We start from the raw sequence: 26,247 nt of genomic DNA, 5'->3' as shown, positions 1-26,247 counted from the left end.
GCCGATTTGTTTTCTACCGAACCTCAACCTCGTCAACGCCAAGCTGAGCCGATTTGCCGGGGTTGCGCATACCGGCGGGAACAGTACCGATTGAGCGGGCGACGATCCGCACGTAGCGGGCTGATGTCTGCGCAAAGTCAATAGGCAGGCGAACCATATCGCGTTTGCCGTTTTCCAGCGCGTTTGTTTTCACCGTAACAGCCGGACGGAACGTCTGCCCATCATCCGACACCGACACCTCTATTTGCTTCGGCAGACAGAAATTCTTGGCGGTATATTTCAGGAAGCCTACCCGAACACCCTGCACTGGCTGCGACTGCCCCAGGTCGACGGTCGTACCAAAATCACCGGCGAACGAAACCACACCGGCTACCTCGTAGCCCCCCATACCAGCGGTGTTGCCATCGGTCAAACTACCATTTTTGTCGGGCCGACCGCTCGTTGCCGGGTATTGCAGCGTGTAGGTCCGGCCCGTCGCTTTCGACACGATAAACTCCTTTTGCACCTTCGCCAGCTGACTCAGCGGCTTACGCCCAGCGAAAGCGGCTGTGCGTACCGTTGCTGTTTTGTCCAGCAATACCGAGTCGACCAGCACTGGTGATTCAGCCGAAGGAATACTGCCGTCGATTGTGTACCGGATGTCCGTTACGTTGTCCATGCGCTTACCGGGCCTGATTGACACGGCAACGCGCCCACCGGCAACAGCCCGGCTAACCGGCACCGCATCATACACAGCCCGGGCGTAGTTGACGTTCATAACGGCCAGACGGTCGAACAGGCTGGGAACCCGGCGGCTGAATTCGTCATAATTCTTTCCTTCCAGCGGGCTCCAGGCTACCTCTGCCAGCGCAGCCGCGCGGGGCCAGATCATGTATTGCAGCTGGTTGACATCCGGAATGTATTCCGTCCAGATATTACCCTGCACACCCAGAATATGCTTCGCGTCGGCGGGAGAAAGCTCGGCGGGGGTAGGGTTGTACGAATACACCTGCGACAGGGGCAGGCTTCCGCCGAAACCGGTTGGCTCCTGCGCCGGGTCGCCCTGGTAATGGTCGAAGTAGCAGAAGCCGCCGGGCGTCATCACAACGTCGTGCTTTTGCCGGGCCGCTTCCAGCCCGCCCTTCGTACCGCGCCAGCTCATCACCGTCGCGTTGGGCGACAGGCCACCTTCCAGAATTTCATCCCAGCCGATAATCCGCCGACCTTTACCCGTTACAAACTTGTCGATACGGCGGATAAAATAGCTTTGCAGTTCATTTTCATCTTTCAGGCCTTCGCGCTTCATCAGTTGCTGACAGAACGCGCTGTTTTTCCAGGCTACTTTCGGACACTCGTCACCGCCGATGTGAATGTATTTGCCGGGAAATAAGCCCATTACTTCAGTCAGTACATCCTGCAAAAACGAAAACGTTTTCTCGGTTGGGCAGAAAACGTCGTCGAATACACCCCACTTCGTTGCGGCACTGTAGGGGCCCGGCGCGCAGGCCAGTTCCGGGTAGGCCGAGAGAGCTGCCAGCGCGTGGCCGGGCATCTCTATCTCCGGTACGACGGTCACGAACCGCGACGTGGCATAGCGCACAACTTCACGTACTTCGTCCTGTGTGTAGAAGCCGCCATACGGTTTACCGTCGAACACCTGCGGGTCGAACTCATCGTAATGGCCCACCAGTGTTTCGCGCCGGTTAGCACCGATCTGCGTTAGTTTCGGGTATTTTTTGATCTCGATACGCCAGCCCTGATCATCGGTCAGGTGCCAGTGAAACGTGTTGATCTTGTGCAGTGCCATCAGATCGATGTACTGCTTGATGAACGAGACTGGAAAGAAGTGGCGGCTCACGTCGAGGTGGAGTCCGCGATACACGTAACGGGGCCGGTCTTCGATCCGACAGGCAGGAACGGCCAGCGTTGTCAAACCGCTATCTGGCAGCGTCCGGGTCGGCGCTAGTGCGGTTGGTGGCAACAGTTGGCGCAGCGTCTGCACGGCGTAGTAAAATCCGTTGGCGCGGGCGGCTTCCACCGTCACAAGATTATCGGTGATGTCGATGCGGTAGCCTTCCGTACCCAGTGCCGTATCGCGGGCGGGTATAAACTGAATGATGTTGCCCGGCACAGCCATACGGTTGCTGACCCGTACGGTCAGGGCCACGCCCGTAGCCCGGTTGAGCTGACGGGCAAACGTATCAGCAACGGCTTTCAGATCGGCCTGACCGGGGGGTATCAGCAGCGTCGTGGTGCGGCTGATCAGAAACTGCCCGGCGCGCGGGTCAAGCCGGGCGGGGCGGGGAATGATGGTATAACGGTTGGTGGTCTGGCTGAAGCTGGTCTGAACCAACAGGAAGAAAAACACACTCAGCAACCAATGGCGGGCGAACATGAAGGAGACATTGAAAATAGTACCGTCAAAAATACGTCGATTTTCATTTGTCCCCACCGGTTGACCGTCTTAGCCCCCATTCACTTAACAGGCGACGGTTTAGCAACAGTAAACTTGTAATTTACCCAGATCACAAAGGATTAATTTGTCATACGAATTTTATTTTACGATTAAAAAACATGGCAGGGATATTGTTCCGATAAAATCACTATATATTACTATTCCGTTTACTTAGTGTGAAGAATACAAAACGAATTTTTCCACAGTTCACTTGTTCTACCATGCGTCTCTCTCTACCTGGTCTTGCTTTCACCTGTATAGTCTCTTGTAGTATACTGCCTGCCATAGCGCAGGAGCAAGCATCGATTGCATTGAACAGACCCGCCGTTTCAATGTCGACCCAAAAAACTATAGCAACGCTTTCATCGGCGGATAGCAGTGTAGCCAAAGCTCCCGCTGGCGCACAGATACTGAAAACACGCTGTTTGGACACGGGTCTGCTGCGGCTTGGGGCAGCCTGCGTATTTAAGGTCGTCGAGCCGATGAAAATTGGCGATCAGTCGTTTGCCGTGGGCGATCTGATCTACGCTCACGTCGAGACGGTACAGGGTGCAGCGGGCCGGGTGTACATGCGTACCGACCGGACGACTTCCGCTAAAACGCAGCAGACAACCCCGCTATCGATGGTGGCAACGGAACAGCCCCGGCAGCCGGGCGTCGGCATCCCACATATGCTCGACGGCTGGAAACTCAACTGGGAGCAGCTCTAGTAGCTCATTCAACCCGCTATTCTCGCCTGTAAACTGATTTCTCTCCAGCGTAGAGAAATCAGTTTACAGCTATTAGGCCAGTACTTTTGGTCCCTGTTGGTTGATTTCGGATACGTAGGCTTCGCTGGTAATACCAACGGCCAGAAACGCCTGCTGCATAGCCGCGCCAATGCGCTCGGCGACGTCGGCGTCGCGGCTCAGGGCAAACATCGATGGGCCGGAGCCGGAAATGCTGCACCCCAGCGCACCGGCATCCAGCGCAGCCTGCTTCACCTCGTTGAATTCAGGAATCAGAATCGACCGGACGGGCTCGATAATAACGTCGACCAATGAACGGCTGATCAGGTCGTAATCGGGCGTCATCAGACCCGCAATCAGCCCGGCGACGTTGCCCATCTGTATGATGGTATTCTTCAGCGAGACTTCATTTTTCAGGATAAACCGGGCGTCTTTGGTATTCACCTCAATGTCGGGGTGAACGAGCGTGCAGTACAGCGAAGCCGGGGTCTGAATTCTGACCACGTCGAGCGGGTTATAGCTACGCACAACCACGAAACCACCCAGCAGCGACGGCCCTACGTTGTCGGCATGGGCCGATCCGCAGGCGATGCGCTCTCCTTCCATCGCAAACGGCAGCAGTTGCAGGGGCGTCAGCGGGCGACCGAGCAATTCGTTGGCGGCAAACACACCCGCTACCGCACTGGCCGCGCTGGAACCAAGCCCACTGCCCAACGGCATCTGCTTGTTGAGCACCATCTCGAATCCCAGCTCAGGCTGGCCGATATGCTGAAGATATTTCTGGATGGAAATACCGGCCGTGTTACGGCTGGCTTCGCGCGGTAGCCGCCCTTCGTCGCCGATGATGTCGGTAATGCGCACACCGGGCGTTTCACTACGGGTCAGTACTACCTCATCGCCGGGGCTGGCGACGGCAAAGCCAAAAATATCGAACCCGCAGGCTACGTTGGCAACGGTAGCCGGGGCAAATACGCGAATGGATTCCACAGTAAATTCAGAGAAGCAGTCCCCGCGTTCGGGGCGGTGCAAGTTTAGCAATTCGGGGCCTGAAAACCAATCGAACCCAGCCCCGCTACCAACTGACCTGTCGCTGATACCAGCTACCACCGTCTGCGTATTTATACTCATGCTGTTTTCAGGCCGGCGACTACTGTATTATTTTTCAAAAGCGCTGTATTTACCAATGATTGTGGGGCGAAACGGGCAGATTTACAATTTTTCAGCAAAATTGCCATGTCAATCGTTTATCGATCACCTGCCGGAGCACGAAAGCCTCCTCAACTGGCTGCATCTCCATTGCGCTACTTTGTTTACTAACCGATGAAGGACTACATCCGCCCGATCAAACGCCTGCTCGTTGTCAACCGGGGTGAAATCGCCATCCGCATCATGCGGGCTGCTACCGAGCTTGGTATCACCACCGTAGCCGTTTACACCTACGAAGACCGCTATTCGCTCCATCGCTACAAAGCCGACGAAGCCTACAAAATTGGTCGCGACGAAGACCCACTCAAACCCTACCTCGACGTAGAAGGTATTATTCTGCTGGCCAAACACCATCAGATCGACGCTATTCACCCCGGCTACGGCTTTCTGTCGGAAAACGTAAAGCTGGCCCGGCGGTGCCGCGAGGAAGGTATCATTTTCGTTGGTCCGTCGCCCGAAGCGATGGACGCGCTGGGCGATAAAGTGCGCGCTAAAAACCTGGCGACAACCGCAAACGTGCCGCTGATTCCCGACTCGCGCGAGCCGGATATGACACCGGAGTTTGCCTTGCAGGAAGCCGGACGAATCGGTTTTCCGGTGATGGTGAAAGCCGCGGCTGGGGGCGGTGGGCGCGGCATGCGCGTGGTACGGCAGGCCGAAGATTTCGAGAAAGCGTTTGCTGAAGCGAAAAACGAAGCGAGAAACGCTTTCGGCGACGACACGATCTTCCTCGAAAAATTCATCGAAGACCCCAAGCACATCGAAGTACAATTGCTGGGCGATCAGTACGGCAATATCGTTCACCTCTACGAACGCGACTGTTCGGTGCAGCGCCGGTTTCAGAAGGTTGTCGAAGTAGCCCCGTCGTTTGGGCTGCGGCAGGAAACCAAGCAGAAACTCTACGATTACGCCCTGCAACTGGGCCGGGCGGTAAACTATTCCAACGCTGGTACAGTCGAATTTCTGGTCGACAAAAACGAGAATATCTACTTTATCGAGGTCAACCCACGGATTCAGGTCGAGCATACGATCACGGAAGAAATTACAGGGATCGACATCGTTAGAACGCAGATTCTGATTGCGATGGGCTACCGGCTCAGCGACAACGGCATCTATATCACGCATCAGGACGAGGTGCCGCTCAACGGCTTTGCCATTCAGTGCCGTATCACGACGGAAGACCCCGCCAACGGTTTCAAACCCGACTTCGGCACGATTACGGCCTACCGCAACGCGGCTGGTTTCGGCATCCGGCTCGACGAGGGCAGCAGCTACGCGGGCATGAAGATCTCGCCCTACTTCGACTCGATGATCGTGAAGGTATCGGCGCGGGGACGGACGCTGAAAGGCGCTACCCAACGGCTGACGCGGGCACTGCTCGAATTCCGTATCCGGGGGGTAAAAACGAATATCGGCTTCCTGCTGAACGTCATCAGCAACCCCATTTTCCAGCGGGGCGAAGCGCGGGTATCGTTTATCGAAACGCACCCCGAACTGTTCGACTTCCGCAAGCCGCAGGACCGTTCGTCGCGCGCGCTCAACTACCTCGCCGACGTTATTGTCAACGGCAACCCGGAGGTAAAGAAGAAAGACGACAGCAAGGTGTTTCGTACGCCCGTCGTGCCGTTTTCGGACCCCTACAGCCCCTACCCCGACGGTAACCGCAACCGCCTGAAAGATATGGGCCGCGAGAAATTTGCCGGTTGGGTAAAAGACCATAAGGGCATTCTCTACACCGACACTACCTTCCGCGACGGCCACCAATCGCTGCTGGCGACGCGCGTCAGGACGCAGGATTTGCAGAAGGTAGCCGACGGTTTTGCTAAAGCCAACCCCGAACTGTTTTCTATGGAAGTCTGGGGCGGGGCCACTTTCGACGTAGCGATGCGGTTTCTCTACGAAAGCCCGTGGAAACGACTGGCGGCTCTGCGCGAAGCCATGCCCAACATGCTGCTGCAAATGCTGTTTCGCGGTTCCAACGCTGTCGGCTACTCGGCTTACCCTGACAACCTGATCGAGAAATTCGTGGAGAAATCGTGGGAAACGGGCATCGACGTGTTCCGCATTTTTGACTCGCTCAACTGGATCGAAGCGATGAAAGTGAGCATGAAGGCCGTCCGCGAACGCACAGACGCGCTTTGCGAAGCAGCCATCTGCTACACCGGCGATATGCTTTCGCCCGACGAGACGAAATATACGCTTCAGTATTACCTCGACATGGCCCGTCAGCTTGAGGACGAAGGCGCGCACCTGCTGTGTATCAAAGACATGGCCGGGTTACTAAAACCACTGTCGGCGGAGGTACTGGTGCGCGAACTGAAGCAGGCCGTCAACATCCCGATTCACCTGCACACCCACGACACAGCTGGTATTCAGGCAGCTACTTACCTGAAAGCCGTCGACGCCAACGTCGACATCATCGACTGCGCACTGGGTGCGTTATCGGGCCTGACCTCGCAGCCGAACTTCAACTCGGTGGTGGCGATGATGCAGGGCCACGAGCGCGAATCACCGGTAAATCTTAGCTCGCTCAACGCGTATTCCAACTATTGGGAAGACGTACGGGAGTACTACTATCCGTTTGAGTCAGGCATGAAGGCGGGCAGCGCGGAGGTCTACGAAAACGAGATTCCGGGCGGACAGTACTCCAACCTCAAGCCGCAGGCCATCGCGACGGGGCTGGGCGACAAGTTCGAGACGCTGAAGAAAAACTACGTCGTGGCCAACGACCTGTTCGGCAACATCGTGAAGGTAACACCCTCCTCGAAGGTCGTCGGCGACATGGCAATCTTCATGACGGCCAACAACCTGACCGCCGACGATGTCGTCAGCCGGGGTGAATCGCTGGCGTTTCCAGAGTCGGTACGGGGCTTCTTCAAAGGTGAGCTAGGTCAGCCGGTGGGCGGCTTCCCCAAAGATGTGCAAGCGGCCGTGCTGAAAGGCGAAGAGCCGATTACGGGTCGCCCGAACGAGCACCTGAAACCCATCGACTTCGACGCTGACTTTAAAAAGTTCGAAGAAAAATACCCGCTCAACGCTGGTTTCGAGGACTATCTGTCGTACCAGATGTACCCAAAGGTGTACGATGAGTACTACAAGGCCAACGACCAATACGGCGATGTCAGCGTGATTCCGACACCCGCATTCTTCTACGGGCTGAAAGAGAACGAGGAGATTCTGATCGAGATCGAGGAAGGCAAAAACATCCTGGTACGGCTGCTGTTCAAATCCGAACCCGACGAGTACGGTATGCGGACGATCACGTTTGAACTGAACGGGCAAAGCCGTCAGGTACAGGTGCGCGATCGGGCGTCGAAGGTCGAGAAGCAGCAGAACGCCAAGGTGAGCAAGCCCGCTGACGTGGGTGCGCCGTTACAGGGTCGGCTGACGCGCATCATGGTCAAGGTTGGCGATGAGGTGAAGAAGAATCAGCCACTGTTCGTCATCGAAGCCATGAAGATGGAGAGCATCGTATCGGCACCAAGAGTAGGTAAGGTGTCGAAGATCGTGCTTTCAGAAGGCACCGTCGTCGAGCAGGACGACTGGGTCGTAGAATTGTCGTAAAACGAGTTTTAAAAAGTTTTTTAACACAGAGGCACGGAGAACACGGAGGTTTTACGCTCCGTGTTCTCCGTGCCTCTGTGTTGAGACATTTTTGTCTGCTCTGTCTATGTTTTCCCCTAGACATGACAAGAATCTTAGATTACAGAATTGTCGTAACTTTAGACAAAAGCGGTACGATTATGTCAACAAATCCACCTTTGTCGAATTTGCAGATGAGTCTGCTGAAGTTATATGCCAGTCAGGTATCAGACGAAGACCTGCTGGCAATCAATCAGCGCATTGTCGATTACTTCGCCGAAAAAGCATCACAGGCTGCCGATGCTGTTTGGGACGAAAGAGGCTACTCCGATGAATTGATGACACAGTGGTTGACGACTGATTTTCGAAAAGGCAGGGCAGAATGAAGATCGTTCTGGACACCAATTGTCTACTGGTATCGATATCAACGCGTTCGCCCTACCATTGGCTATTTCAAGCCATTCGCCAAAAGCGCTTTGACCTATACATCTCCAATGAGATACTGACAGAATATGTTGAGTTGATCGACCGCTATTTCAGTCCGGTGGTTTCTGAGCCAGTTTATCAGTTATTGACTCAATCGGATCATATCCATCAGGTCGACGTTTTTTTCCATTGGCCTCTGATTACCAATGACCCCGACGACGATAAATTCGTTGACTGCGCTTTCGCAGCGAACGTTGATTTTATCGTGACGGAAGACAAGCACTATGAAGTGCTAGCAACCGTAGACTTCCCCAGGCTAGAAGTTATCAATCTGGACGTGTTCAAATCATTACTGGACAAACTGTAAGGATTTTTCAATGCAGCGGCACAGAGAATACGGAGTATAAACTCTCTGTACGCTCCGTGCCGCTGTGTTGATAACCCTTTGCTTACTGGTGCGTTTACTGGTTGTTGACTAATCAACTACGACTATGTCAAAGCACAAATCTTCCTTCTTGACCCGAACCGCAGAAAAACAAATCAGTCAGGCAGCGGCCGGGCGACTGGCTATCGGTGCATTTGCCGCCGGTGCGATGGCCGTGGGTGCGCTGGCAATTGGCGCGTTAGCCATCGGGCAGCTTGCTGTTGGCCGGGCGTTAATCAAAAAGTTACACATCGGCGAGCTGGAAGTCGATAAGCTGACCATCCGCGATCAAGCTACGTCGTAAACTTCATCGCCAATACGGCATCTCGGCCTGCGACAGAATCTGTTTGCGGTTCTGCCCATTGGCATCGACAGTGTAGACATTGCGCTGACCGATGCCGGTGTTATCCGTGTTGGTAAAGATGATGCTGGCACCGGTGGGCGAAAAACGTGGTTCGAGATCGTTTGTCCCGGCGGTCTTGTTTGTCTGCGCCGTCTGATTGTTAGTTATCTGAATCCGCGACAGGTCAGTTAGCGAGCCAGTCGTCAGGTTGAGCCGGTAGAGCCGGGCATCGAGCTGGCGACCCTGCTCGTTCTGGAAATCGGTCGAGTCGGCGGAGAACAGCAGTTGCTGCCCGTTGATGGAAAAGACTGGGTTACCCACACGGGCCGCCCGTCGGGTATAGACGGTCTGGGCTGCGCTGCCATCCGTATTGAATACGCTCAGTTCGTTGTCGTACAGACCAGTACCGGTCGTGCGCGCGGCAATACGGTTGCCCTGCGGGGTCCAGTCGCAACCGGCCCAGATACGGCCACTACTGGCCCGCGCTACCACGCGCAGGCCCGTTCCGTCAGTGCGGACCGCATAGAGCCGGTCGTTGCTGGGGTACAGCAACTGCGTGCCGTCGGGCGACCAGCAGAACGACAGATCAGCCGCCGACAGCCCCGCGATAGGTACCGACGTTACCTGCTGCCGGTTGCTGCCGTCCAGGTTCATCGTGTACAGTTGCAGTTCGGTATCGGTGTTGGAAATAAAGGCGATGCGCTGCCGGTTGGGGCTTATGATGGGTCGCCAGTTACTGCCGTCACGGGTAAGCTGACTTACGGCACCAGCCGCCGTAGCACCGAATAGCTGAAACTGCCCGTTCATGCGCCGGGCGAAGACGTAGGTATAATCGGGGTACGACCCCGTCTGGAACGACCATACCGGCCCGTTCACAGTGTTTACCTTGTCGCTCACGATCACTTGCCACAGATACGTCGTGTTGTACTCCAGCCCTGACACAACCACCGAATCGGCCGTCAGGCCGGTATACGAACTGGTGGGCGTGGCGGCACCGGCCCGGTACAGCAGTACGTTGTAGGTCAGCGTGTCGCGGTTGGGGTCGGTCGACGACCATTTCAGCGTCAGCGTGGTCGATTGGGCCGTGCTGTTGAGGGCGGGCGATACCAGCGTGGGCGTGCTCGGAGGGCGGTTTTGCGACTTATCATCAGTAAGCTGAATAGTCACGACGGGCGACGTACCTACCGTTGCCGATACCGTTGCCACCTGCGTGCCGTAACCTGTTTTTGACGCCTGCACGGTGTAACTACCCACCACGACACTATCGAAGCGGAACGTTCCCGACGAGTCGGTTGAGACAACCCGGCTGCCGGGCGTCAGCTTGACGGTCGCATTGCGGGCGGGCTGCTGATCAAGGCTGTACACGACCCGACCGCGTATGGTCGTCAGTTGTACCGGGTCAACGTAAATATCTTCGTTGCAACTCCACAGGCCGACTAAGCCAGTCAGCAGTGTAAGCAGGAATAAAAACGATTTGGGGAAAAGAGGTCGGGGGATCACGGCTATTGAGTGATGAAGAGTGGTTATTTACGAGTTTTGACGGGGGTACGTTTAGGTCGGTAGATACTGCCAATGTTCAGCGTCAGGCCCAGCGTACCGCGCAGATAATAGTCGTTGCGGTCTCCGGCCACAATACCGTCGAGCGCGTCGGTAAACGGCTGGTTATAGGAGATGGTCGAGCGAAAGCCAAACAGCCCGTTTGTCGAATACTGAATACCCGCGCCCCCCTGCACCTGCAAGTAGCGGTCGCCCTGTAGATTCAAAGGTCCGCTGCCCGCCCGCGACACCATGCCCGCACCAATGAAGAGCAGCGAGGTCCAGTGCTGAAATGGTGTCGGCCGGAAGATCAGGTTGCCCTCCAGCGATGTTATGCGGGTCGAGAAGGCCCCTTCACTGGCGAGCGTACCCGTTGCAGCATTGGCCTGTAGGCCGAATTTCGAAGTAAAAAACACGTCCAGCGACGCGCCATAAACGCCTTTCATCGTGTGCCGGGCGTAGTCACCGTAGTAACGCATGACCCCGGCGTAGGGCTGTAGCGTAACGAGGGGCGCGTCGATTTCGGGACGGATGCCATACACGTCGGTTTCGCTCATCCGGGTCTTCTCGGCTTCGTACGCATCGACAACCCGCTTCATCGGCCCGGCCTGCTTGGCTTCGGCAGCCCACAGCCCGTCGCGCACGCCCTCGATGATCAGCCCCTCGACGGCTTTCTCGATGGCTTCCGTTACGGCCATTTGTCCCGGTTCGGTGGTGGTCAGGCCGGTTTCGGTTTCCAGCAATCGCTTGAACGTCACATAGCGAAACAGGCTGGCGTTGACCGTCTGCGACAGGATGGTTTTCGAGGTGTAGATGGTTTTGAGAATCTTTCCGGATTTTGTGGATACCGCACGCAGATAAACCGTTACCCGATCCTGACGATACTGAGTTGATCCACCCGCGCCAAAGTATTGCAGACCACCGCCACCCGTGATGATGTTGGCATCGTACGAAACCACACCACCCTCCAGAATAATCCCGGCGAAGAGAAGCGGGGGCAGGTTTTCGCCATCTTTAAATTGCGCCACGCTGGAGCGGACAATCTTGCGCTCATTGAGCAGGTTACTGACGTTTTCCCGCTCAATGGCCACAAACCAGCCGCTCTCTTCGAGTGCTTTGAGCAGGATGTTCGTGGTTCCCTGCGTAACAGCGGTTGAGAAGCCAGTCCCGGTTTCTGTCTGTTTGTACTGACCTGTCAAATCCCGGAATTTGTACACGGCCGCTACCAGCTTTTCTTTAGCAGCAGGCAGTTGGCGTAGACTACTGGTTACGGGTGTTTCTTCGCCCAGACGAGCGCGCCGGGCTTCTGTTGGTTGATAAAAAAAAGCGGTACAGCCGGCTAAAAGACTGGCTAAGTTGCTCAGGAGTAGTACCTGAACCGCTTTTGAAGCGCGTGGATTCATGGAAATAGAAAAAGAGAAGGTACGAGTGGGTGGAGCCTACCGACTGAAGGCGAAGGGGTTTTTATTGGATATCGCCCGATCAGAAATAAGGAATCGTAATTGACGTCTCGCCCCCTTTTCCATCCACGATCCGCAGAACGATACCATCCGTACCATTCGATATTTCGACCTGAAAATCGCCGAACTTGTACGTGCCCGGCTGCAAAGACGACTCCCCAAATTGCTTGCTCAACAGATTATTGGTGATTCGGCTTAGCAGCTGATTCTGTAAATTCTGGGCAAACGTTGAGAGCGCACTGTTGGACGTACTACTGGCGAATGCTGTCCGTCTGGCTGTAGGATCGACGTTACGATCCTGGGCCTGAGCCTGGCTTAGCATCCAGGAATAGTTGAACGTGTTACCGCCGAAGTTGGGGTTGTTGGGGTGGTACACGAACGATTGCGCTGATGAACGTGCGGCTAAACCAATCAGTAAGAAGGCTGCCAGTAAAAGTTTTTTCATAATAGATTCTAGTACGAGAGGGGTTCCTGTAATTAAAACATGCCACTTCCCTTTTGGTCGTCGCTTTCCAGTGATCGTTGCACTTCCTGATAATTGACAACGTACTGGTTGATTGTCTCAGCCGCATTGAGGGCGTACGCTTCGAGGACATCCTGCCGGGCCTGTATGTAATTCTGCCAGATAAGCTGGTCGTTCAGGGAGATAGATATGATGCTCGTGCCAACGCCAAAAGCAGGCAGTTCCTCAATGGTGACGATAAACGCGTTGATATCCAGTTCAAGGTTGGGCGTTACTTTAACCGTACTGTCAGCGGGCATCAGGGCGGGCGACGCTGCTTTGGGAAGCTCGGCGTAATACCGGAAGAATGCTTCGTAGAAATCACGCCCGATTTTTGACCGGGTGTTGTCGAGCAGCAATGTCTCGGTTCCCTCTTCGGCTATAACTGCTTCGCTCATTGTCTCCTCAATGAGTTTGCCGTCCAGATCTGGGTCCTGTGCCCGGCAGACCAGCTGGAGCAGCACCAGACAAATGAGCAGTAGGTTACGTAAGGTCGTCATCGCTTTAATTGCCAAAAATCCGCCCGTTCTGGATGGTAGCTGTAGCGCCCCCCGTTTGTTCGATGCGTAGGTTAGGGATACCGGTGCCATTGACGTCTTTGAACAACGTCGTATTATCTATAGTCAGCGAGTTATTACCAGCCCCCTGATTCACTTCGAGACGGGTGTTGTTCTGCTGAAGCCCTACCATCTGGAGCCGATCGCCCCCGTCCTGCGTAAGCGCGAGCCGGTTGTTGGTACCGTTTAGCCCGAAGGCGAGGTTGTTGTTTCCCCCCGTTTGATTGATAACAATGGTGTTGCTGACGCCCGACAATGTGGCATCTGCGTAGTTGGCATTGTTGGCCTGCGTAAGCGTCAGTTGATTTTGGGAACCTGCCATAACGGATAGCTGCGCTGTGTTGTTGAGGCCATCCTGCCGTGCGGTAACCTCATTGCTGGAACCGCTCAGGCCAGCCAGATTTGTCAGACCCGGTTGTAAACTTACCTGCGCCTGATTTGGTATCGAAGTCAGGTTCCAATAAGCATCCAGACTGTTTGTTGGAACTGAATTCACCTGAGCACTAGCCGTTCCACAAATCATACCAAGCAGCAAGATAAATAGACGTTTCATGAGTAAATCTGACATTGGGTTACTACCTAGTAAGCATTGCGCATCGACTGCCGGTACGATTGGCGTAAATATGCCAACTACCTGATCCGTACTGAGTTGTTATAGCCTGATACTGTATTGCCTGAATTCGTCTCTTACTGGTCTGACAGCGTCGGTAATCGGCTCCGCCGTAACTAGTTTGTAGACCGCTTTGGGCTGGTTTTCTTCTTTTTGTCGGTGGGGGCCATACCAGACTGATAGACACTTATCGTATTGCCTCCGTTGGTTTGGTTTATGATGGTTTCCCCCTCGCCAGCCTGTGTTGCCGTGACTGTATTTTGCGTGCTGGTATCACTGCGGGTCGACTCTCCACCCTGATTAATAGTGGTGACGTTATTAGCGCCCGACTGCGTGATGGCTACCCTATTTGAAGACCCGGCAGTTGTCTGGTTAACCACCGATGTGTTGCCCGAGCCACGCTGCACAACCGATAATTCGTGCGTGTTACCCTGCTGCGTGACAACCGCTGTATTTTGTGCAGTGGCCGATGTGGCCCCCAAAGCCGCCAGCCCTAAAAGGATGATGTTTTTCATAATGATAAGGTTTATGGGTAATCTGTTCTAAACGGGAAGGCTGGACAAACGAATTCAGCCTTCCCGTCGAGCATTTAGTTAGCCGCTTGATTGATCGTAGCCGTATTGCCCGACCCATTCTGATTGATTGTGGCCAGATTACTGGCTCCCGTTGCATTTTGAGTGACCGTTGCCATATTCATAGCACCCGTACTGATCTGGCTAAGGCGCAGTTCGTTCGTAAAACCGTTCGCTGCACTCTGGGTCACAACCGCTTTGTTGGGCGATCCACCACCCTGTACGGCAAACGTGCCCGCACCGCCCAGGCCGTACACAAAGTTGCCTGCGCCGTTCTGCGTAATGGCAGCGTCCTGACTCCCCGCTCCCTGGTCAATAAGCACCCGGTTCGACTGAGCAACGTTCGACATACCATTCTGCTGTTTGACCACTAGTTTGTCATCACCATTCTGGAGTACTTTTACTTCGTCGCCACCATCCTGGCTGATGTCAACTGAGTTGCCGTTGCCGGTAATGTACAACCCTCGGGCAGAGGCATCCGTAACTGTTGAGCCACCACCGAACCCTGTGCCTACCTGGTTATTGCTGTTGGTCTGGTTAATGGCCACCTTGTTTCCATGACCCGCAATACCACCGGTGATACCCATGTTGATGCTGTTTTTGTTGCCATTTTGCGTTAAGCCAACCGTGTTGTTGTTGCCTTTAACTTCGAAACCATACTGCCCGGTTGTTGTACCACCGATGGTGTTGTCGTCAACGCCCGACTGATTGATGGTTACCGCGTTCTGATCGCCCCAGACTAACCCGTTGGCCGTTTGACCCAGGGTACCGCCTGCCGATGATGCCGATTGAACAATCTGAACCGAGTTATTCAGGCCGGGATTGCCTGAACCGGTGCCTGAACTACCACGCACCTCCAGTTTGGCAAAATTGCTCCGACCTGTCTGGTCGATCAGGAAGTTGGGAGAGCCAGGCAGCGACGAGTTGGCTGCTCTCAGATTCAGTTCCGCGTAGTTGGCCGCACCCGATTGAGCAATCTTGCTGTTATTGTTATCATTACCACCTACCGTACCGTTTGGCAGCATCTGAATCCGGGCTCCGTTGGCCGTTCCTGCTTGCATGACGTCAAGCCGGTTGTTGCTGCCATATGTAAACTCGACAATCGAGTTCGACGCTCCATTCTGGTTGTGGGTAGATACGTTCTGGTTACCTGTCTGTTCAGATGAAACCGCATTACTGTTGCCACCTATCTGGGCCACAGTGACTTCGTTGAAAGTACCCAGTTGAGACGTCGTTGACCTGTTGTTATCCCAGGCAGATGCCGCTGTTCCCTGCGAAACAGTTGCCTTGTTGTTCACAGTGGGCCGTGCCGACGTACCCGATTGGTTGACCACAACCGTGTTGGCAGTAGTACCGGCCCCGTACTGCGTTACTGTCGATTGGTTTCCTATACTCCAGTCGTTCTGGTTAACGGTCGTTGTATTGAGTGCTCCCCGCTGCGTGCTGGTACTGCGGTTGCCACTGCTTGGCCCGTTAGTGCCGGCATTCTGGTTGATCGTTGCTGTTTGCCGATCACCCGCCTGATCAACCGAAATTCTGTTTTCCGAGCTGACAATGGCCGATGTACCCAGCTGATTGGTAAAGGCCTGACCATTGGTACCGGTTTGTACAACAGCCGACCGGTTGCCAGCACTGTTCACAGACTGAACAACGGTAGCGCCGTTGCCCGAACCCTGCTGCGACACGGTACCCGTGTTGTTTGTGCTTTTGTTATTCTGCTGAACGGTAGCCTGATGACTACCATTGCGTTGATCGATCTGCGCCGTGTTGCCCAGCGACGCACCCAATCCACCTGCATTTTGCTGACTGAGCGCCGTTGTGCCACCACCCGTTGCGATCTGGTTAATTGTCGACTGGTTACCGCTGCTGGCCGCCCCACCAACAAGACCATTCTGCTCAACAGTAGCCAGCGCTCCGTTTGTGTTTGGGCCACTCACAGCCGCCGAGAATCCCTGGCGAACAGCCGCCGTGTTGCCCGACGAATTGTTGGACTGACTAACGTTCAGGTTGTTGGAAAAGCCAAACTGATTAGTGGTTGTCTTATTGCCAGAACTGGTGTTGTTCTGGTTCACGGTTACCGTTTGTCCCCCCCCGCCATCTTGCCGGACATCGGTGTAGTTACTCGCTGAACTGTTGTTCTGGTTAACAGTTACAGTCTCATTATCCCCCCGTTGGTACGTATTGGCGTAGTTGCCTCCGTTGCCCGTTACGGCATTGATACCCGCCTGATTGGGAACGTTGTTGGCGTCGGCTACGGTACCCGGTGCGCTGGCCGCTGTGCTCTGGATGCCATTGCCACCTGTATTGTTATTCTGATTGATGGTAGACGTATTGCCGGAACCTTCCTGGCCTATGTTAGCGAAACCAGACTTGTTGCCCAACTGATTGATAGTGGCCTGGTTAGACGACGACGGCAAGTAGTTAGGGGCCTGCGAAGTGTTAGCGTAGTTTCCAGTGTTGGTAATCCCGGAAGCGCTCGTTTGCTGGATGTTCGATTGTAACGAATTGCCGACCTGCGTGACGTTTCCTATCTGCTGATTACCGACCTGATTGAGCGTAGCCTGATTTGATTGAGCGTAGCTTGCTGCGGCAAAAACCATAAGCGCTACACCGGTGAGGATACTTTTCTTCATGTGGACAAATTGAAAAGGGTGAACAGTAATAGTCCGATTAATGGCAGGCTGTATATGAAAAGGCAAGAATTGAGTACAATACCTTTTAAGTAGAATAGAAACAAGCCGCCCTGCCAGGAGGGCGGCTTGTTAGTACCATTGCAGGCTTGAGCCGCTCAAGCGAACCAATTATTGGTTACCCTGCTGGATATTGCCCATGTTTCCCATGCCAGTCTGACCAACCGAAGCAGTGTTGAAATTACTGGTCTGGCTAATCGTGAGGTTGTTAGACGTACCGTTCTGAAGGGCGACATCACCACTCAACCCTTTGATTACGTTGCTGTTGCCAACTTGAGAAAAGTCGGCATTGTTCAGAACGCCTAATTGCTCAAGCTTAGCTTTGTTCGAGTTACCGTTCTGGGTAATGGTAGCCGTGTTCGCGTCACCAGTTTTCGCATCACCCTGCTTAATAGATGCTACGTTGCTATTACCGGTTTGCTTAAATGTAGCTAGTGTGCCTCCCTGACCATCAACATTGTCAACCTGGCTGAGTGTTGCTTCGTTGCTGGTACCGTCTTGAGTGAAATACCCCGAGGCAGATGTACGGGTGATGCTCGCCTGCTCCGATGTGATCTTGTTTGAGGTTCCCGTTTGAGTCGAGGTGGCGTACGAACTACCCTGCATGTACTGCTTAAAATCGGCTGTGTTCGTCGTTCCAGACTGCGTAGACTTCAGGTAGTTAAAGGTCCCTGTCTGGCTAGACGTTAGGATATTACCACCAGCCGTTCCTGCCCCGTTGTTCTGTGTAACTAAAGCTTGGTTTTGGCCAGCTTGCTTTATTGTTGCCTGTTGGCTATTTCCAGATTGATCGAGGGTAGCTTGGTTTTGAGCAAAAGCAGTGGTGATTGCACATGCAGCAGAAAGAGAAAGAATTACTTTTTTCATGGTTTTGGATGGTAAAAATTAAAAAAGGATGAATTGGAACGTAAGGTCTTTTAGCGTCTTATGCGCCTTTCTGTGTCGTAAGAGCGTTTTCTCTGGGCGATTGACTCCTGGCCAGCGAGCGTTATCACCTTGTTGTACGTGCGTTACCCTGCGTTGTCCGGTGAACTACGATGGGTAAATTCGGAATGGCCGACTTAGCCCATATTGGGCGGTTCGGGCACACGAATCGTCGTTCGGGAACATAACTATTCCCTGTGGGCGTCGACTAATTGACAGCCCGCGGCTTACATGAATTGTAAGTGGCTTACGTGAGTTGCTTATGTACCTGAGTCGACAGCTGATAACACAGGCTGCTCAACTAAACGCCCCCAGCAAAAAGCAGCTGTATCACCGCTACGCTGTCTCAGACAGGCGTTGTTTTCGGTGCTACCGCCAGATGACTGATCGGCATGGGCCAGCAGGTAACAAGCAGTTTCGATGCTGTTTTATTCCCCCTTTGATGGCGACATCGACGATGGTTGTCTGATAAAGTTCGGGGGACTTGGGGCCCTTGCTGGCAATACCGACGCGGTAGCCTTCTCCCGGCCCGTCGGTCAGGTGCATGGCCAGACCGGGTTCATGTTCGATCAACAGAGCGTTGATTCGAGCGGACATTTTCATGGTACTTATTGTGGTTATGGATAGAAAGAATTGTATTGATGCACTACATCCATTAGACTACTCTGCACACCCATCCGCCACTTCTCGTTCGGGTATCATCTGGTCATTCGTGTACCAAACTCAGCTTGTTGTATATCAACTGCGCTTTATCAGGTGTGAATGATTATAGCACTTAGCTAACCCACTGTTGACGAACAATCTACCTTGTTGCCGCTCACGCAGAATCGGCTACTTGTTGCCGGTCGCACGAGTAGATTTACCTTGCGAACGTTGGGGTTTATACGATCTGTTTCGACCATTTGCTGAATCGGTTATGATTGGCAGGAGTACACCGATCATAACCGATTCATGACTTCGGAATGACTAATTGACCCCCATCTGGCGGATCGTTGTCATGTTGCCATTACCGATCTGGCTTACGTTGGCAGTGTTGGGTACATATGAGCTGGTACCGTCACCCGAAGTTTGAGTCACCTTCAGCATATTGTTGTTTCCCTGCTGCAATGCATACGGGCTATCGCCAAGACCTTTAATCACGTTGAAATCGCCCATCATTTGGCTCAGGTCAGCCGTGTTCTCAACTCCCACCTGCTGCAACTTCGCTGTATTTTTGCTGAAGTCCTGATTGATCGTTGCCTTGTTTCCGGAGCTGTGCGTGGAACCGTCGCCTTGCAGGATTTCGGCTGTGTTCGAACCACCTTCGGGCCGTACCAAACTCTGGTTGATGGTTGCTTTGCCGTTATCTGCGTAATTCTCAGTAATGGTTGCCGTGTTATAATTCCCGTTCTGATTAACGGCGGCTACGTTACCAGCGGCCTTAGTCTGATTGATGGCTGCCACGTTCTCATACCCTTTCTGGTTGATGTCGGCTCTATTACCAGATGCGTTAGTCTGATTGATGGCTCCCTGATTAAAGGCACCACCCTGCATGATCGATGCTTTATTGCCTGCGGAGTTGGTGTTCTGCTTAATCGTTGCCACACCTCCGTAGCCTTTCTGCGTGATATCAGCTGTGTTACCATGACTATTCTCATTCTGCTCGACAGTACCCGTATTACTACTCTCTTGCTGTGTAACGGTTGCCGTGTTACCAGACGAACCATACCGCTGCTCAACCTTGGCCGTCGATTCAATACCACCCGTCTGATTTATAGTTGCCTTGTTAGCCCGGCTATTATCATTCTGAATGACAGTTGCGTCATTGCTGCTTGTCAACTGTGTTACGTATGCTTCGTTATCCTGGCTGTTGCCCTGTTGCGACACCTGAACCCTGCCATTCGTGATAGGGGCATTGCTGGTCCCCTGGTTTACCTTTGCCGTGTTGCCGTTCGAGTTGTCAGACTGGTCAATCGATGTCTGGCGGTTGGCAGAGCCGTACTGGTAAATCTCGCCGAAGTTCTTGCTGGCGTTATTCCCCTGAATGATGTACGTGTTGGTGTTGTTGCTGCCCTGCTGGAGAATACCTGACCAGTTGCCACCTGCTGCTTTCACATCAGCCGGCGTGGTTCCGCTGCCCACCTGCAATTCACCACCACCGCTGTTGTTGCTCTGGGTGATAGTGCCCTTGTTACCCGTACCGCCCGACTGCGTTACAGCCGCCCGGTTCGACTTTGAGTTCAGGTTCTGATTGATTACCGCTTCATTGCCAGCCGCACCCGTGCTAGTTTGAAGCGTTCCCGCATAATTGCCGACGTTCGTGCCACCCTGCTTGTCCTGGGTGATCGTCGACTTTAGGTAATTGCCCGTCTGCGTCTGACTAGCGGTTTGTTTGTCGCCATTCTGATTGGTGGTGGCGGTGTTGGTCTGGGCAAAGCCTGCGGCTGCAAAAGCCAGCAGCGCGGTGCCGGTAAGGAGTACTTTTTTCATTGGGATAGTTAAAAAGAAAGGTAAAAAACATTACTGCTGCCGCCGATTCCGCCGTTTTGATGGACGGGCTTTCGAGCGACTATCGGGCATACCGGGGAGCGTGTGAATACTGTTTTCGCCCGTCGCCGACGACTGATTGATGGTCGCCGTAGCCTGACCCTCCTGCGAAATCTCGACCGAATTGGAACCGACATTTTGCTGGTTGATCGTCGTTTCGGTGCCCCGAGGCACCCGCAGACTTACCCGGTTGCCGGGCTTACTGCCATCGGTAGCCGCGCCACCACGCTGGCTGATGCTGACGCTGTTGCCTTCACCCGACTGAATAACGGATGCTGAGTTGCCGGGACCGCCGTTTTGCACAATACTGACGCTATTTTGCCCGAAGGCACTAGCCGCCGTCAGCATGGCCAGCAGCGAAGAAAAGAGATTTTTCATAATTCAACTTGCTGATTGACAGTAGTATAATTCAAACAAAAAGAGACTGTGTCCGCCCAAATTGGGTGTAGTGAAGTCCCAACTCATCAAGCCAGAGCATTGGCCGGATGAGCGACTAAAAACGAACCGATAAAGTGGCGGAGTGAGTCCGGCGGGGTTACTGGGCGGCCGGAGCGAAGAATGTGTAGATACTGTTCATGGGAGAGGTTAGGATAGTGAATCAAATATAGGATGGACCAATCATGGTTGCCCGGAAATGGTAGTGAATGACGTCGTTTGGTAGGTGAATCGCAACGATTCAGCAGTGAACGAACTAGCGGTACAGAAAGTGACGCATGAAGTCGTCTTTACAGCTGCGGCTCAGCGGCAACAGTTGCGACCCGACACTGATCTCAGCATCGTTGAACGACTCGACCGTATTGATGTTGATGGCGTACGACCGGTGGATGCGGACCAGCCAGGGCTGACTGATGCGATCAAGAATGCTGCTCAACGTTAGCCGCAGAATGTACTTGCGGGTCGTCGTAATCAGTTTGGTGTGCGTGTTGTCGGCTTCCAGGTATAGCAGATCGTGCATATCGACGCGAACGAAATGATATTTCTCCCTGATATACAGCCAGTTGTTTATCTGCAACAGCGCTTCCCGCCCCATACCATCCCGCTCGACCAGTGTTGGTAAAGCGGGACGGGCGGCAGCGTTGTTGATGGCTAATTCAATGGCTGTGCGCAGACTGGCTAGCTGAACGGGTTTATTCAGGTAGGCTGCGGGATAGGTGTGTTTGGCCCGTTCCAGCGTATCGCGGTCGGTCATGGCCGTCAGGTAGATGAGCGGCACAGGCCGTTCGGCCAGCAGGTAGCGGGCAGTTTCGATGCCGTCCCATTCTCCTTTGATGACGATGTCGCACAGGACTACGTCGACGGTGTTTGTCTGATAAAGTTCGAGCGCTTTAGGGCCGTTGGAAGCAATACCGATGACACGGTAGCCTTCTCCTTCCAGCCGGTCGGCCAGGTCCATGGCCAGAATAGGTTCATCTTCGATCAACAGAATGTTGATTCGCGTGGTGTGGTTCATGCAAGGGTACTGTGGTTTTGGGATAGGCGTAAGTGTAGTAATACACCACAGCTATTAGACTACTGCGCCCATCTATTGGCCACTACCCAGTTGGGTCGGCACTTGGCCACTCGTGTACCGAATACGACTTGTTGTATATCAACGACGTGTTATTGTGTATGAATGAACAAAACACCTGGTTAATCCACTGATAAAGAACGATCTACCTGATTACCGCTTACGCAGAATCAGCTATTTGTCGCCGGCTGCATGAGTAGATTGACCTTGCGAACGTTAGGGTTTATACGGTCGGTTTCGATCAGGCCGTCACGGAGCCGAATGATACGGTGCGCATACTCGGCGATGTCTTCTTCGTGGGTGACCATGATCACGGTATTACCCTTGCTGTGAATCTGATCGAAGAGGTCCATGATCTCGTATGAGGTGCGGGTGTCGAGGTTACCGGTCGGTTCATCGGCCAGTAAAATACTGGGGTCGTTGACCAGTGCGCGGGCTACGGCCACGCGCTGCCGCTGCCCACCCGACAGCTCGTTGGGGCGGTGGTGCGCCCGGTTTTCCAGCCCGACGTTTTTCAGGGCCAGCATGGCTTTCTCCGTGCGGTCGGCTTTATTGTAGCCTGCGTAAATCAACGGTAGGGCCACGTTTTCGAGCGAGGTTTGCCGGGGCAGCAGGTTGAAGGTTTGAAAGACGAAGCCAATCTCTTTATTGCGTACTTCAGCCAGATCGTTCTCCCCCATCCGGCTGACGTCCTGGTTGTTGAGAATATAATGGCCCGACGTGGGGGTATCCAGACAGCCGACAATATTCATCAGCGTCGACTTACCCGACCCCGACGGGCCCATGAAGGCAACGTATTCGCCCTTTTTGATCTGGATGGTAATCGACTTTAAGGCTTCGACAACCTCGGTACCCATAACGTACCGCTTCGCAATCTGACTGGTTTCAATAATATTCATCTCCGTTCCCATTATCCGGCCCGGCCTGCAAACCAGCCACGACACCAGCCAAATCTAACCTATTCAGCGAACTTCCGCCGGCGGTTTTCGTTCAACGCCATTTTTTTCTGATAATCCACCAAAAACACCTGATAGTCGGCGGGAGAACTGGCAGCCTGTAGTTTCGCCAGTGCCTCATCGGCGTAGTCGGGCAGGCCGATGGCAAGGCACAACGTAATGTACCGGCGCAGCAAATCGGGCTGATCGCCGTTGTAAGGCAGCGCCGAGAGCACCAGGTCGTAGGCGGCCTGCGTCTGTTGCCGGGCCTGCAACTGATCGGCAACAGCTGATACCACATGGGCATTGAGCGGGGCGCGGTACAGTGCCCGGCTGAACCAGTACGCGGCTTTCTGAGGCTGGCGGGTTCGCTGATAGGTTTCCCCAAGCCAGTAGTCGGCTTCGGCGCGTTGCTGGGGCAGAATCGAGTCGGCCATTGTCTCCGCAGAACCAACGCTGCGCCGAAAGGCCGACAGCCGAATGGCCGCTACATTACGCAGTGATACCGCCAGCGGACTTACTCCTTTTGTGGGCATCCCCGACAGCATCAGCTGCGCGTTGCGCCATTGCAACTGGGCCAGATAGTCATTGGCCAGATACACGCCCGCAACCGTTTTCAGATCAGGGTCAGTGATGGTTTGCCAATAAGCCCCACGACCCGCATTGTCGGGCCGGTAGGCTACGTACATTGCCTTTTCGATGTCGGTGATGGGCTTGCGTTCGTCGTACAACACCTGTTTCAGAGCCGCCACCGCCGAGTCGGTCGCAGCAGCCGTTTCCCAAAGCGATTGCGCAACCGGCAAATCGCCTTTCTTGGTCAGTGCAATGGCCCGGTAATAGATCGACGTCGTGTCTTTGTTGCCGCCAAACTGATCGGCCGCCGACTGGTACAATCCCTGCTCAAGCATCAAGACACCTGCCGTCTGCCGGTACGATGGCCCGTTGATCGGGTCATTCTCTGCCAGCTGGGTGAGTATCGCAAAGGCGTCGGCAGGGTGAAAAGCGTTGTACTCAGCCACGGCCTGCGCCAATAATAACTCGTCGGTAAAATCCTGGTTCAGCGGGCTAGTCAGCTGCACACGGAGTCGATTCGTCAGCACCGTATCGGGCTGATGACTGGCAAGGGCATAGTTGTACACGTTAGCAAACCGCCCGATGCTCAACCCCTGCCCGGCGGAGGCCTCAGCCAGCCAGTCGGGTCGCGTGGGCTGCGTCGTATCTGTTTGCGCCACCAGACGCAGAGCGAGTGCATTAGCCTGGTACGATTCGTAGTTCGACGGTTTTACGGATTGCGCCAGCGTCGAATCGGCCGACAGTACGAGCGGATGGCGCGCGTAAAAACCCAGCAAATTCGATTCGGGCACGTCAGCGTTTTTGGCCTGCTCGCTGGCGGCTTTGAGGTAAAAGTAAGCTGAGTCGGCAACACTTGTCCGGGCGTAGAGAAAGCCCAGATTATTCTTCAGCTCGCCATTATCGGGGAAAGTGCGAATACCCTGCTGCAAGGCTTTGACGGCCTCAAAAAATAAGCTGGTCTGCAAATACGCCTGGCTTAGCCCAACGTAATCCTGCGGATGCGGCTGCTTGAGGGTCGCCCGCTGGTAGTAAAACGAGGCCGTTGCCTGATCATCCTGCTGCATCGCCAGCGACGCCAGCGAATAATTCGATTTGTGGTTTTGAAACTCCTGTTCCAGCGCCAGCCGGTAAAACGCTTCCGCCGACGGCCGCTGACCACTGAGTACGTAATAATCACCCAGTCCGTTGTAATAACCCGCAATGGCCTGCCGCAGCGTAATCAGTCCCCCCGTCGAAAGCAGAATGATGGTCAGCACAAATCCGACTACGCGAAACAGGCTAAGCTCCAGCCGTTTTGGTTTGTACAGAATGCGGTAAACGGCCCGGTGCTGTTTGAAAATCGGCCAGAAATTGATGTATACGTATACGACAAACACCAAGCCCATTCCCAGATGGGTATAGACGATCACGTCTTCGAACATCTCAGTGATCGGATCGTTGGCGGTGGCAAACGCATAGCTGATCGTGAGCGTAGTCAGCAGGGCCAAACCAGCGTAGAGAAATGCGGCCCCATCGCGGAAAGACACCACGTCCTGCTGTTCGGTCAATCGCCGGAATCCCCAGATACCGACTACCGCTGAAATCATGTACAGCAGAAACGGACTGATCGCCAGCACATCCCATTCGACCAGCTTGGTGTTCTTCAACCAGATCAGCACCAGATTAATCAGGTACAAGCCCGTAATGACCAGAAAATTTCGGGTACCCAGCGTCGTTCCCGGCACCGTGGGCTGATCGACGACCAACCCGGCGATTTCGGCTGATGGGCGGTTTTGATCACGGCTGGTCGAGGTTAGCCAGACCAGCCCCGCGATGATCTCGGCACTGATAAAAAAGATGAATCCGACACTCATCGCCAGCAGTACGGGCATACCGTAACTGAGCAATGCCATAGCAGGCAACGCAACCGGCGACGACAAGCTGATAGCAAGAGCCGTTGCGCCGGTCAACAGCCCAAACGCCAGCAGGCGAACATGAATGAGCAGGTCGGAGCGGAAAGCGTGGAAGTAGTAACTCAACCCGCCGAATAGCACCGTCAGGATCAGGAAGAGCGTATTTCCTTCAAGCCCCGGCACTTCCAGCATTTCCCAACGGAAGAACGCCATGCCGAGAATCAGGATACCCATCCCGATCAGATAGCGCAACCGACCAAAGCGAGTCAGCGCACTCATTACTAGCACAAAAGCGCTGGCAACGCCCGTCAGACAGGCCGTTGCCAGCGCAGGATGCACCTGTATGGCCGACGCCAGAAATTGCTCCGACACGGTGTACGCTTTTCCCGCGGCCGTGTAGCTGAGTAACCCGTCGGTGAACGTGTGCACGGCAACCGGAACGTCGGTCAGTTCGCTAAGCACATCCCAGCGAACAGCCGTGTTAATGCCGTTTAGCCACGCAATCGCCAGCAATACCAGACTAATGACCACAAAGAATAGCCCGATCAGGTATCCCAACCGGTGCGAACGATCCCACGTTTTCCAGAAAAACAACGACGACATATTGCCAGAACGTAGGCGCGGGCGGCTTAGTGCCTGAGTAATTGCCCTCACGGCAGCGGCCGACCGTCCCCGGCCCCTCCCGCGACGGCGGACCGCCCAAAACGGGAGAGGGGAGATGCCAACGCCCAACAACAGTTCCGGTTCTAGAACGGAAGTGTCAAGGAAGAATTTACCGATAGTCACCCCTCTCCCGTTTTGGGAGAGGGGTAGGGGGTGA

21 protein-coding genes are annotated in these 26,247 nt (G+C 54.2%); 5 read left to right on the top strand and 16 right to left on the bottom strand.

Going from position 1 to position 26,247, the window contains the following annotated elements:
* Positions 1 to 13: 13 nt before the first annotated feature.
* Positions 14 to 2,374 (bottom strand): glycoside hydrolase family 20 protein, encoded by a 2,361-nt coding sequence (locus HH216_RS09915; protein ID WP_169550677.1) that lies wholly within the window; start codon positions 2,372 to 2,374, stop codon positions 14 to 16.
* Between the two features lie 392 nt (positions 2,375 to 2,766).
* On the opposite strand from HH216_RS09915, the gene HH216_RS09910 reads away from it, so the two are divergent.
* On the top strand, positions 2,767 to 3,144 hold the full coding sequence (locus HH216_RS09910) for a hypothetical protein (RefSeq protein WP_169550676.1): 378 nt from the start codon (positions 2,767 to 2,769) through the stop codon (positions 3,142 to 3,144).
* 72 nt (positions 3,145 to 3,216) lie between these two features.
* Here the strand turns inward: HH216_RS09910 and HH216_RS09905 are convergent, their stop codons facing one another.
* Positions 3,217 to 4,149 (bottom strand): homoserine kinase, encoded by a 933-nt coding sequence (locus tag HH216_RS09905; RefSeq protein WP_169550675.1) that lies wholly within the window; start codon positions 4,147 to 4,149, stop codon positions 3,217 to 3,219.
* Between the two features lie 333 nt (positions 4,150 to 4,482).
* Here HH216_RS09905 and HH216_RS09900 point away from each other — a divergent pair, with 333 nt between their 5' ends.
* From HH216_RS09900 to HH216_RS09885, 4 genes are all read left to right on the top strand, one after another.
* Positions 4,483 to 7,932 (top strand): pyruvate carboxylase, encoded by a 3,450-nt coding sequence (locus tag HH216_RS09900; RefSeq protein WP_169550674.1) that lies wholly within the window; start codon positions 4,483 to 4,485, stop codon positions 7,930 to 7,932.
* A gap of 179 nt (positions 7,933 to 8,111) precedes the next feature.
* A complete protein-coding gene (locus HH216_RS09895) occupies positions 8,112 to 8,336 on the top strand; it encodes a hypothetical protein (protein WP_169550673.1) in 225 nt (74 codons plus the stop codon).
* Positions 8,333 to 8,743 (top strand): putative toxin-antitoxin system toxin component, PIN family, encoded by a 411-nt coding sequence (locus HH216_RS09890; RefSeq protein WP_169550672.1) that lies wholly within the window; start codon positions 8,333 to 8,335, stop codon positions 8,741 to 8,743. The genes HH216_RS09895 and HH216_RS09890 overlap by 4 nt, the downstream gene beginning before the upstream one ends.
* A 148-nt stretch (positions 8,744 to 8,891) precedes the next feature.
* On the top strand, positions 8,892 to 9,104 hold the full coding sequence (locus HH216_RS09885; protein ID WP_217371901.1) for a hypothetical protein: 213 nt from the start codon (positions 8,892 to 8,894) through the stop codon (positions 9,102 to 9,104).
* A 3-nt stretch (positions 9,105 to 9,107) separates the two neighbouring features.
* On the opposite strand, the gene HH216_RS09880 is transcribed toward HH216_RS09885, so the two are convergent.
* The 14 genes from HH216_RS09880 to HH216_RS09815 form a co-directional block, all read right to left on the bottom strand.
* Positions 9,108 to 10,643: a carboxypeptidase regulatory-like domain-containing protein gene (locus HH216_RS09880; protein WP_254448763.1), complete on the bottom strand. Its 1,536-nt coding sequence runs from the start codon at positions 10,641 to 10,643 to the stop codon at positions 9,108 to 9,110.
* A 23-nt stretch (positions 10,644 to 10,666) separates the two neighbouring features.
* Complete coding sequence (locus HH216_RS09875; protein WP_169550670.1) at positions 10,667 to 12,082, bottom strand: CsgG/HfaB family protein; 1,416 nt, start codon at positions 12,080 to 12,082, stop codon at positions 10,667 to 10,669.
* Between the two features lie 79 nt (positions 12,083 to 12,161).
* Positions 12,162 to 12,584 (bottom strand): curli production assembly/transport component CsgF, encoded by a 423-nt coding sequence (locus HH216_RS09870; RefSeq protein ID WP_169550669.1) that lies wholly within the window; start codon positions 12,582 to 12,584, stop codon positions 12,162 to 12,164.
* Between the two features lie 32 nt (positions 12,585 to 12,616).
* The gene (locus HH216_RS09865) at positions 12,617 to 13,141 is read right to left on the bottom strand and encodes a CsgE family curli-type amyloid fiber assembly protein (RefSeq protein ID WP_169550668.1); all 525 of its coding nucleotides are present in this window, start codon (positions 13,139 to 13,141) and stop codon (positions 12,617 to 12,619) included.
* Positions 13,142 to 13,145: 4 nt separating this feature from the next.
* A complete protein-coding gene (locus HH216_RS09860) occupies positions 13,146 to 13,751 on the bottom strand; it encodes a hypothetical protein (RefSeq protein ID WP_169550667.1) in 606 nt (201 codons plus the stop codon).
* A 173-nt stretch (positions 13,752 to 13,924) separates the two neighbouring features.
* Positions 13,925 to 14,323, bottom strand: coding sequence for a hypothetical protein (locus HH216_RS09855; RefSeq protein ID WP_169550666.1), 399 nt, complete (start codon positions 14,321 to 14,323; stop codon positions 13,925 to 13,927).
* A 74-nt stretch (positions 14,324 to 14,397) separates the two neighbouring features.
* On the bottom strand, positions 14,398 to 17,013 hold the full coding sequence (locus tag HH216_RS09850) for a beta strand repeat-containing protein (RefSeq protein WP_169550665.1): 2,616 nt from the start codon (positions 17,011 to 17,013) through the stop codon (positions 14,398 to 14,400).
* 168 nt (positions 17,014 to 17,181) lie between these two features.
* Positions 17,182 to 17,937: a hypothetical protein gene (locus HH216_RS09845; RefSeq protein WP_169550664.1), complete on the bottom strand. Its 756-nt coding sequence runs from the start codon at positions 17,935 to 17,937 to the stop codon at positions 17,182 to 17,184.
* A gap of 426 nt (positions 17,938 to 18,363) precedes the next feature.
* Positions 18,364 to 18,597 carry a hypothetical protein gene (locus tag HH216_RS09840; protein ID WP_169550663.1) on the bottom strand — a complete coding sequence of 78 codons (234 nt, stop codon included), beginning with the start codon at positions 18,595 to 18,597 and terminating at the stop codon, positions 18,364 to 18,366.
* A 363-nt stretch (positions 18,598 to 18,960) separates the two neighbouring features.
* The gene (locus HH216_RS09835; protein WP_169550662.1) at positions 18,961 to 20,463 is read right to left on the bottom strand and encodes a hypothetical protein; all 1,503 of its coding nucleotides are present in this window, start codon (positions 20,461 to 20,463) and stop codon (positions 18,961 to 18,963) included.
* Positions 20,464 to 20,493: 30 nt separating this feature from the next.
* Positions 20,494 to 20,898 carry a curlin repeat-containing protein gene (locus HH216_RS09830; protein WP_169550661.1) on the bottom strand — a complete coding sequence of 135 codons (405 nt, stop codon included), beginning with the start codon at positions 20,896 to 20,898 and terminating at the stop codon, positions 20,494 to 20,496.
* Positions 20,899 to 21,211: 313 nt separating this feature from the next.
* Positions 21,212 to 21,970 (bottom strand): response regulator, encoded by a 759-nt coding sequence (locus HH216_RS09825; protein ID WP_169550660.1) that lies wholly within the window; start codon positions 21,968 to 21,970, stop codon positions 21,212 to 21,214.
* Positions 21,971 to 22,197: 227 nt separating this feature from the next.
* Positions 22,198 to 22,926, bottom strand: a complete 729-nt coding sequence (locus HH216_RS09820) for an ABC transporter ATP-binding protein (RefSeq protein WP_169550659.1) — start codon at positions 22,924 to 22,926, stop codon at positions 22,198 to 22,200.
* 59 nt (positions 22,927 to 22,985) lie between these two features.
* Positions 22,986 to 26,030 carry a hypothetical protein gene (locus HH216_RS09815; protein WP_169550658.1) on the bottom strand — a complete coding sequence of 1,015 codons (3,045 nt, stop codon included), beginning with the start codon at positions 26,028 to 26,030 and terminating at the stop codon, positions 22,986 to 22,988.
* Positions 26,031 to 26,247 lie beyond the last annotated feature (217 nt).

Source organism: Spirosoma rhododendri (genome assembly GCF_012849055.1).
Lineage (GTDB): Bacteria > Bacteroidota > Bacteroidia > Cytophagales > Spirosomataceae > Spirosoma > Spirosoma rhododendri.
This window is presented reverse-complemented; position numbering and strand designations above follow the sequence as displayed.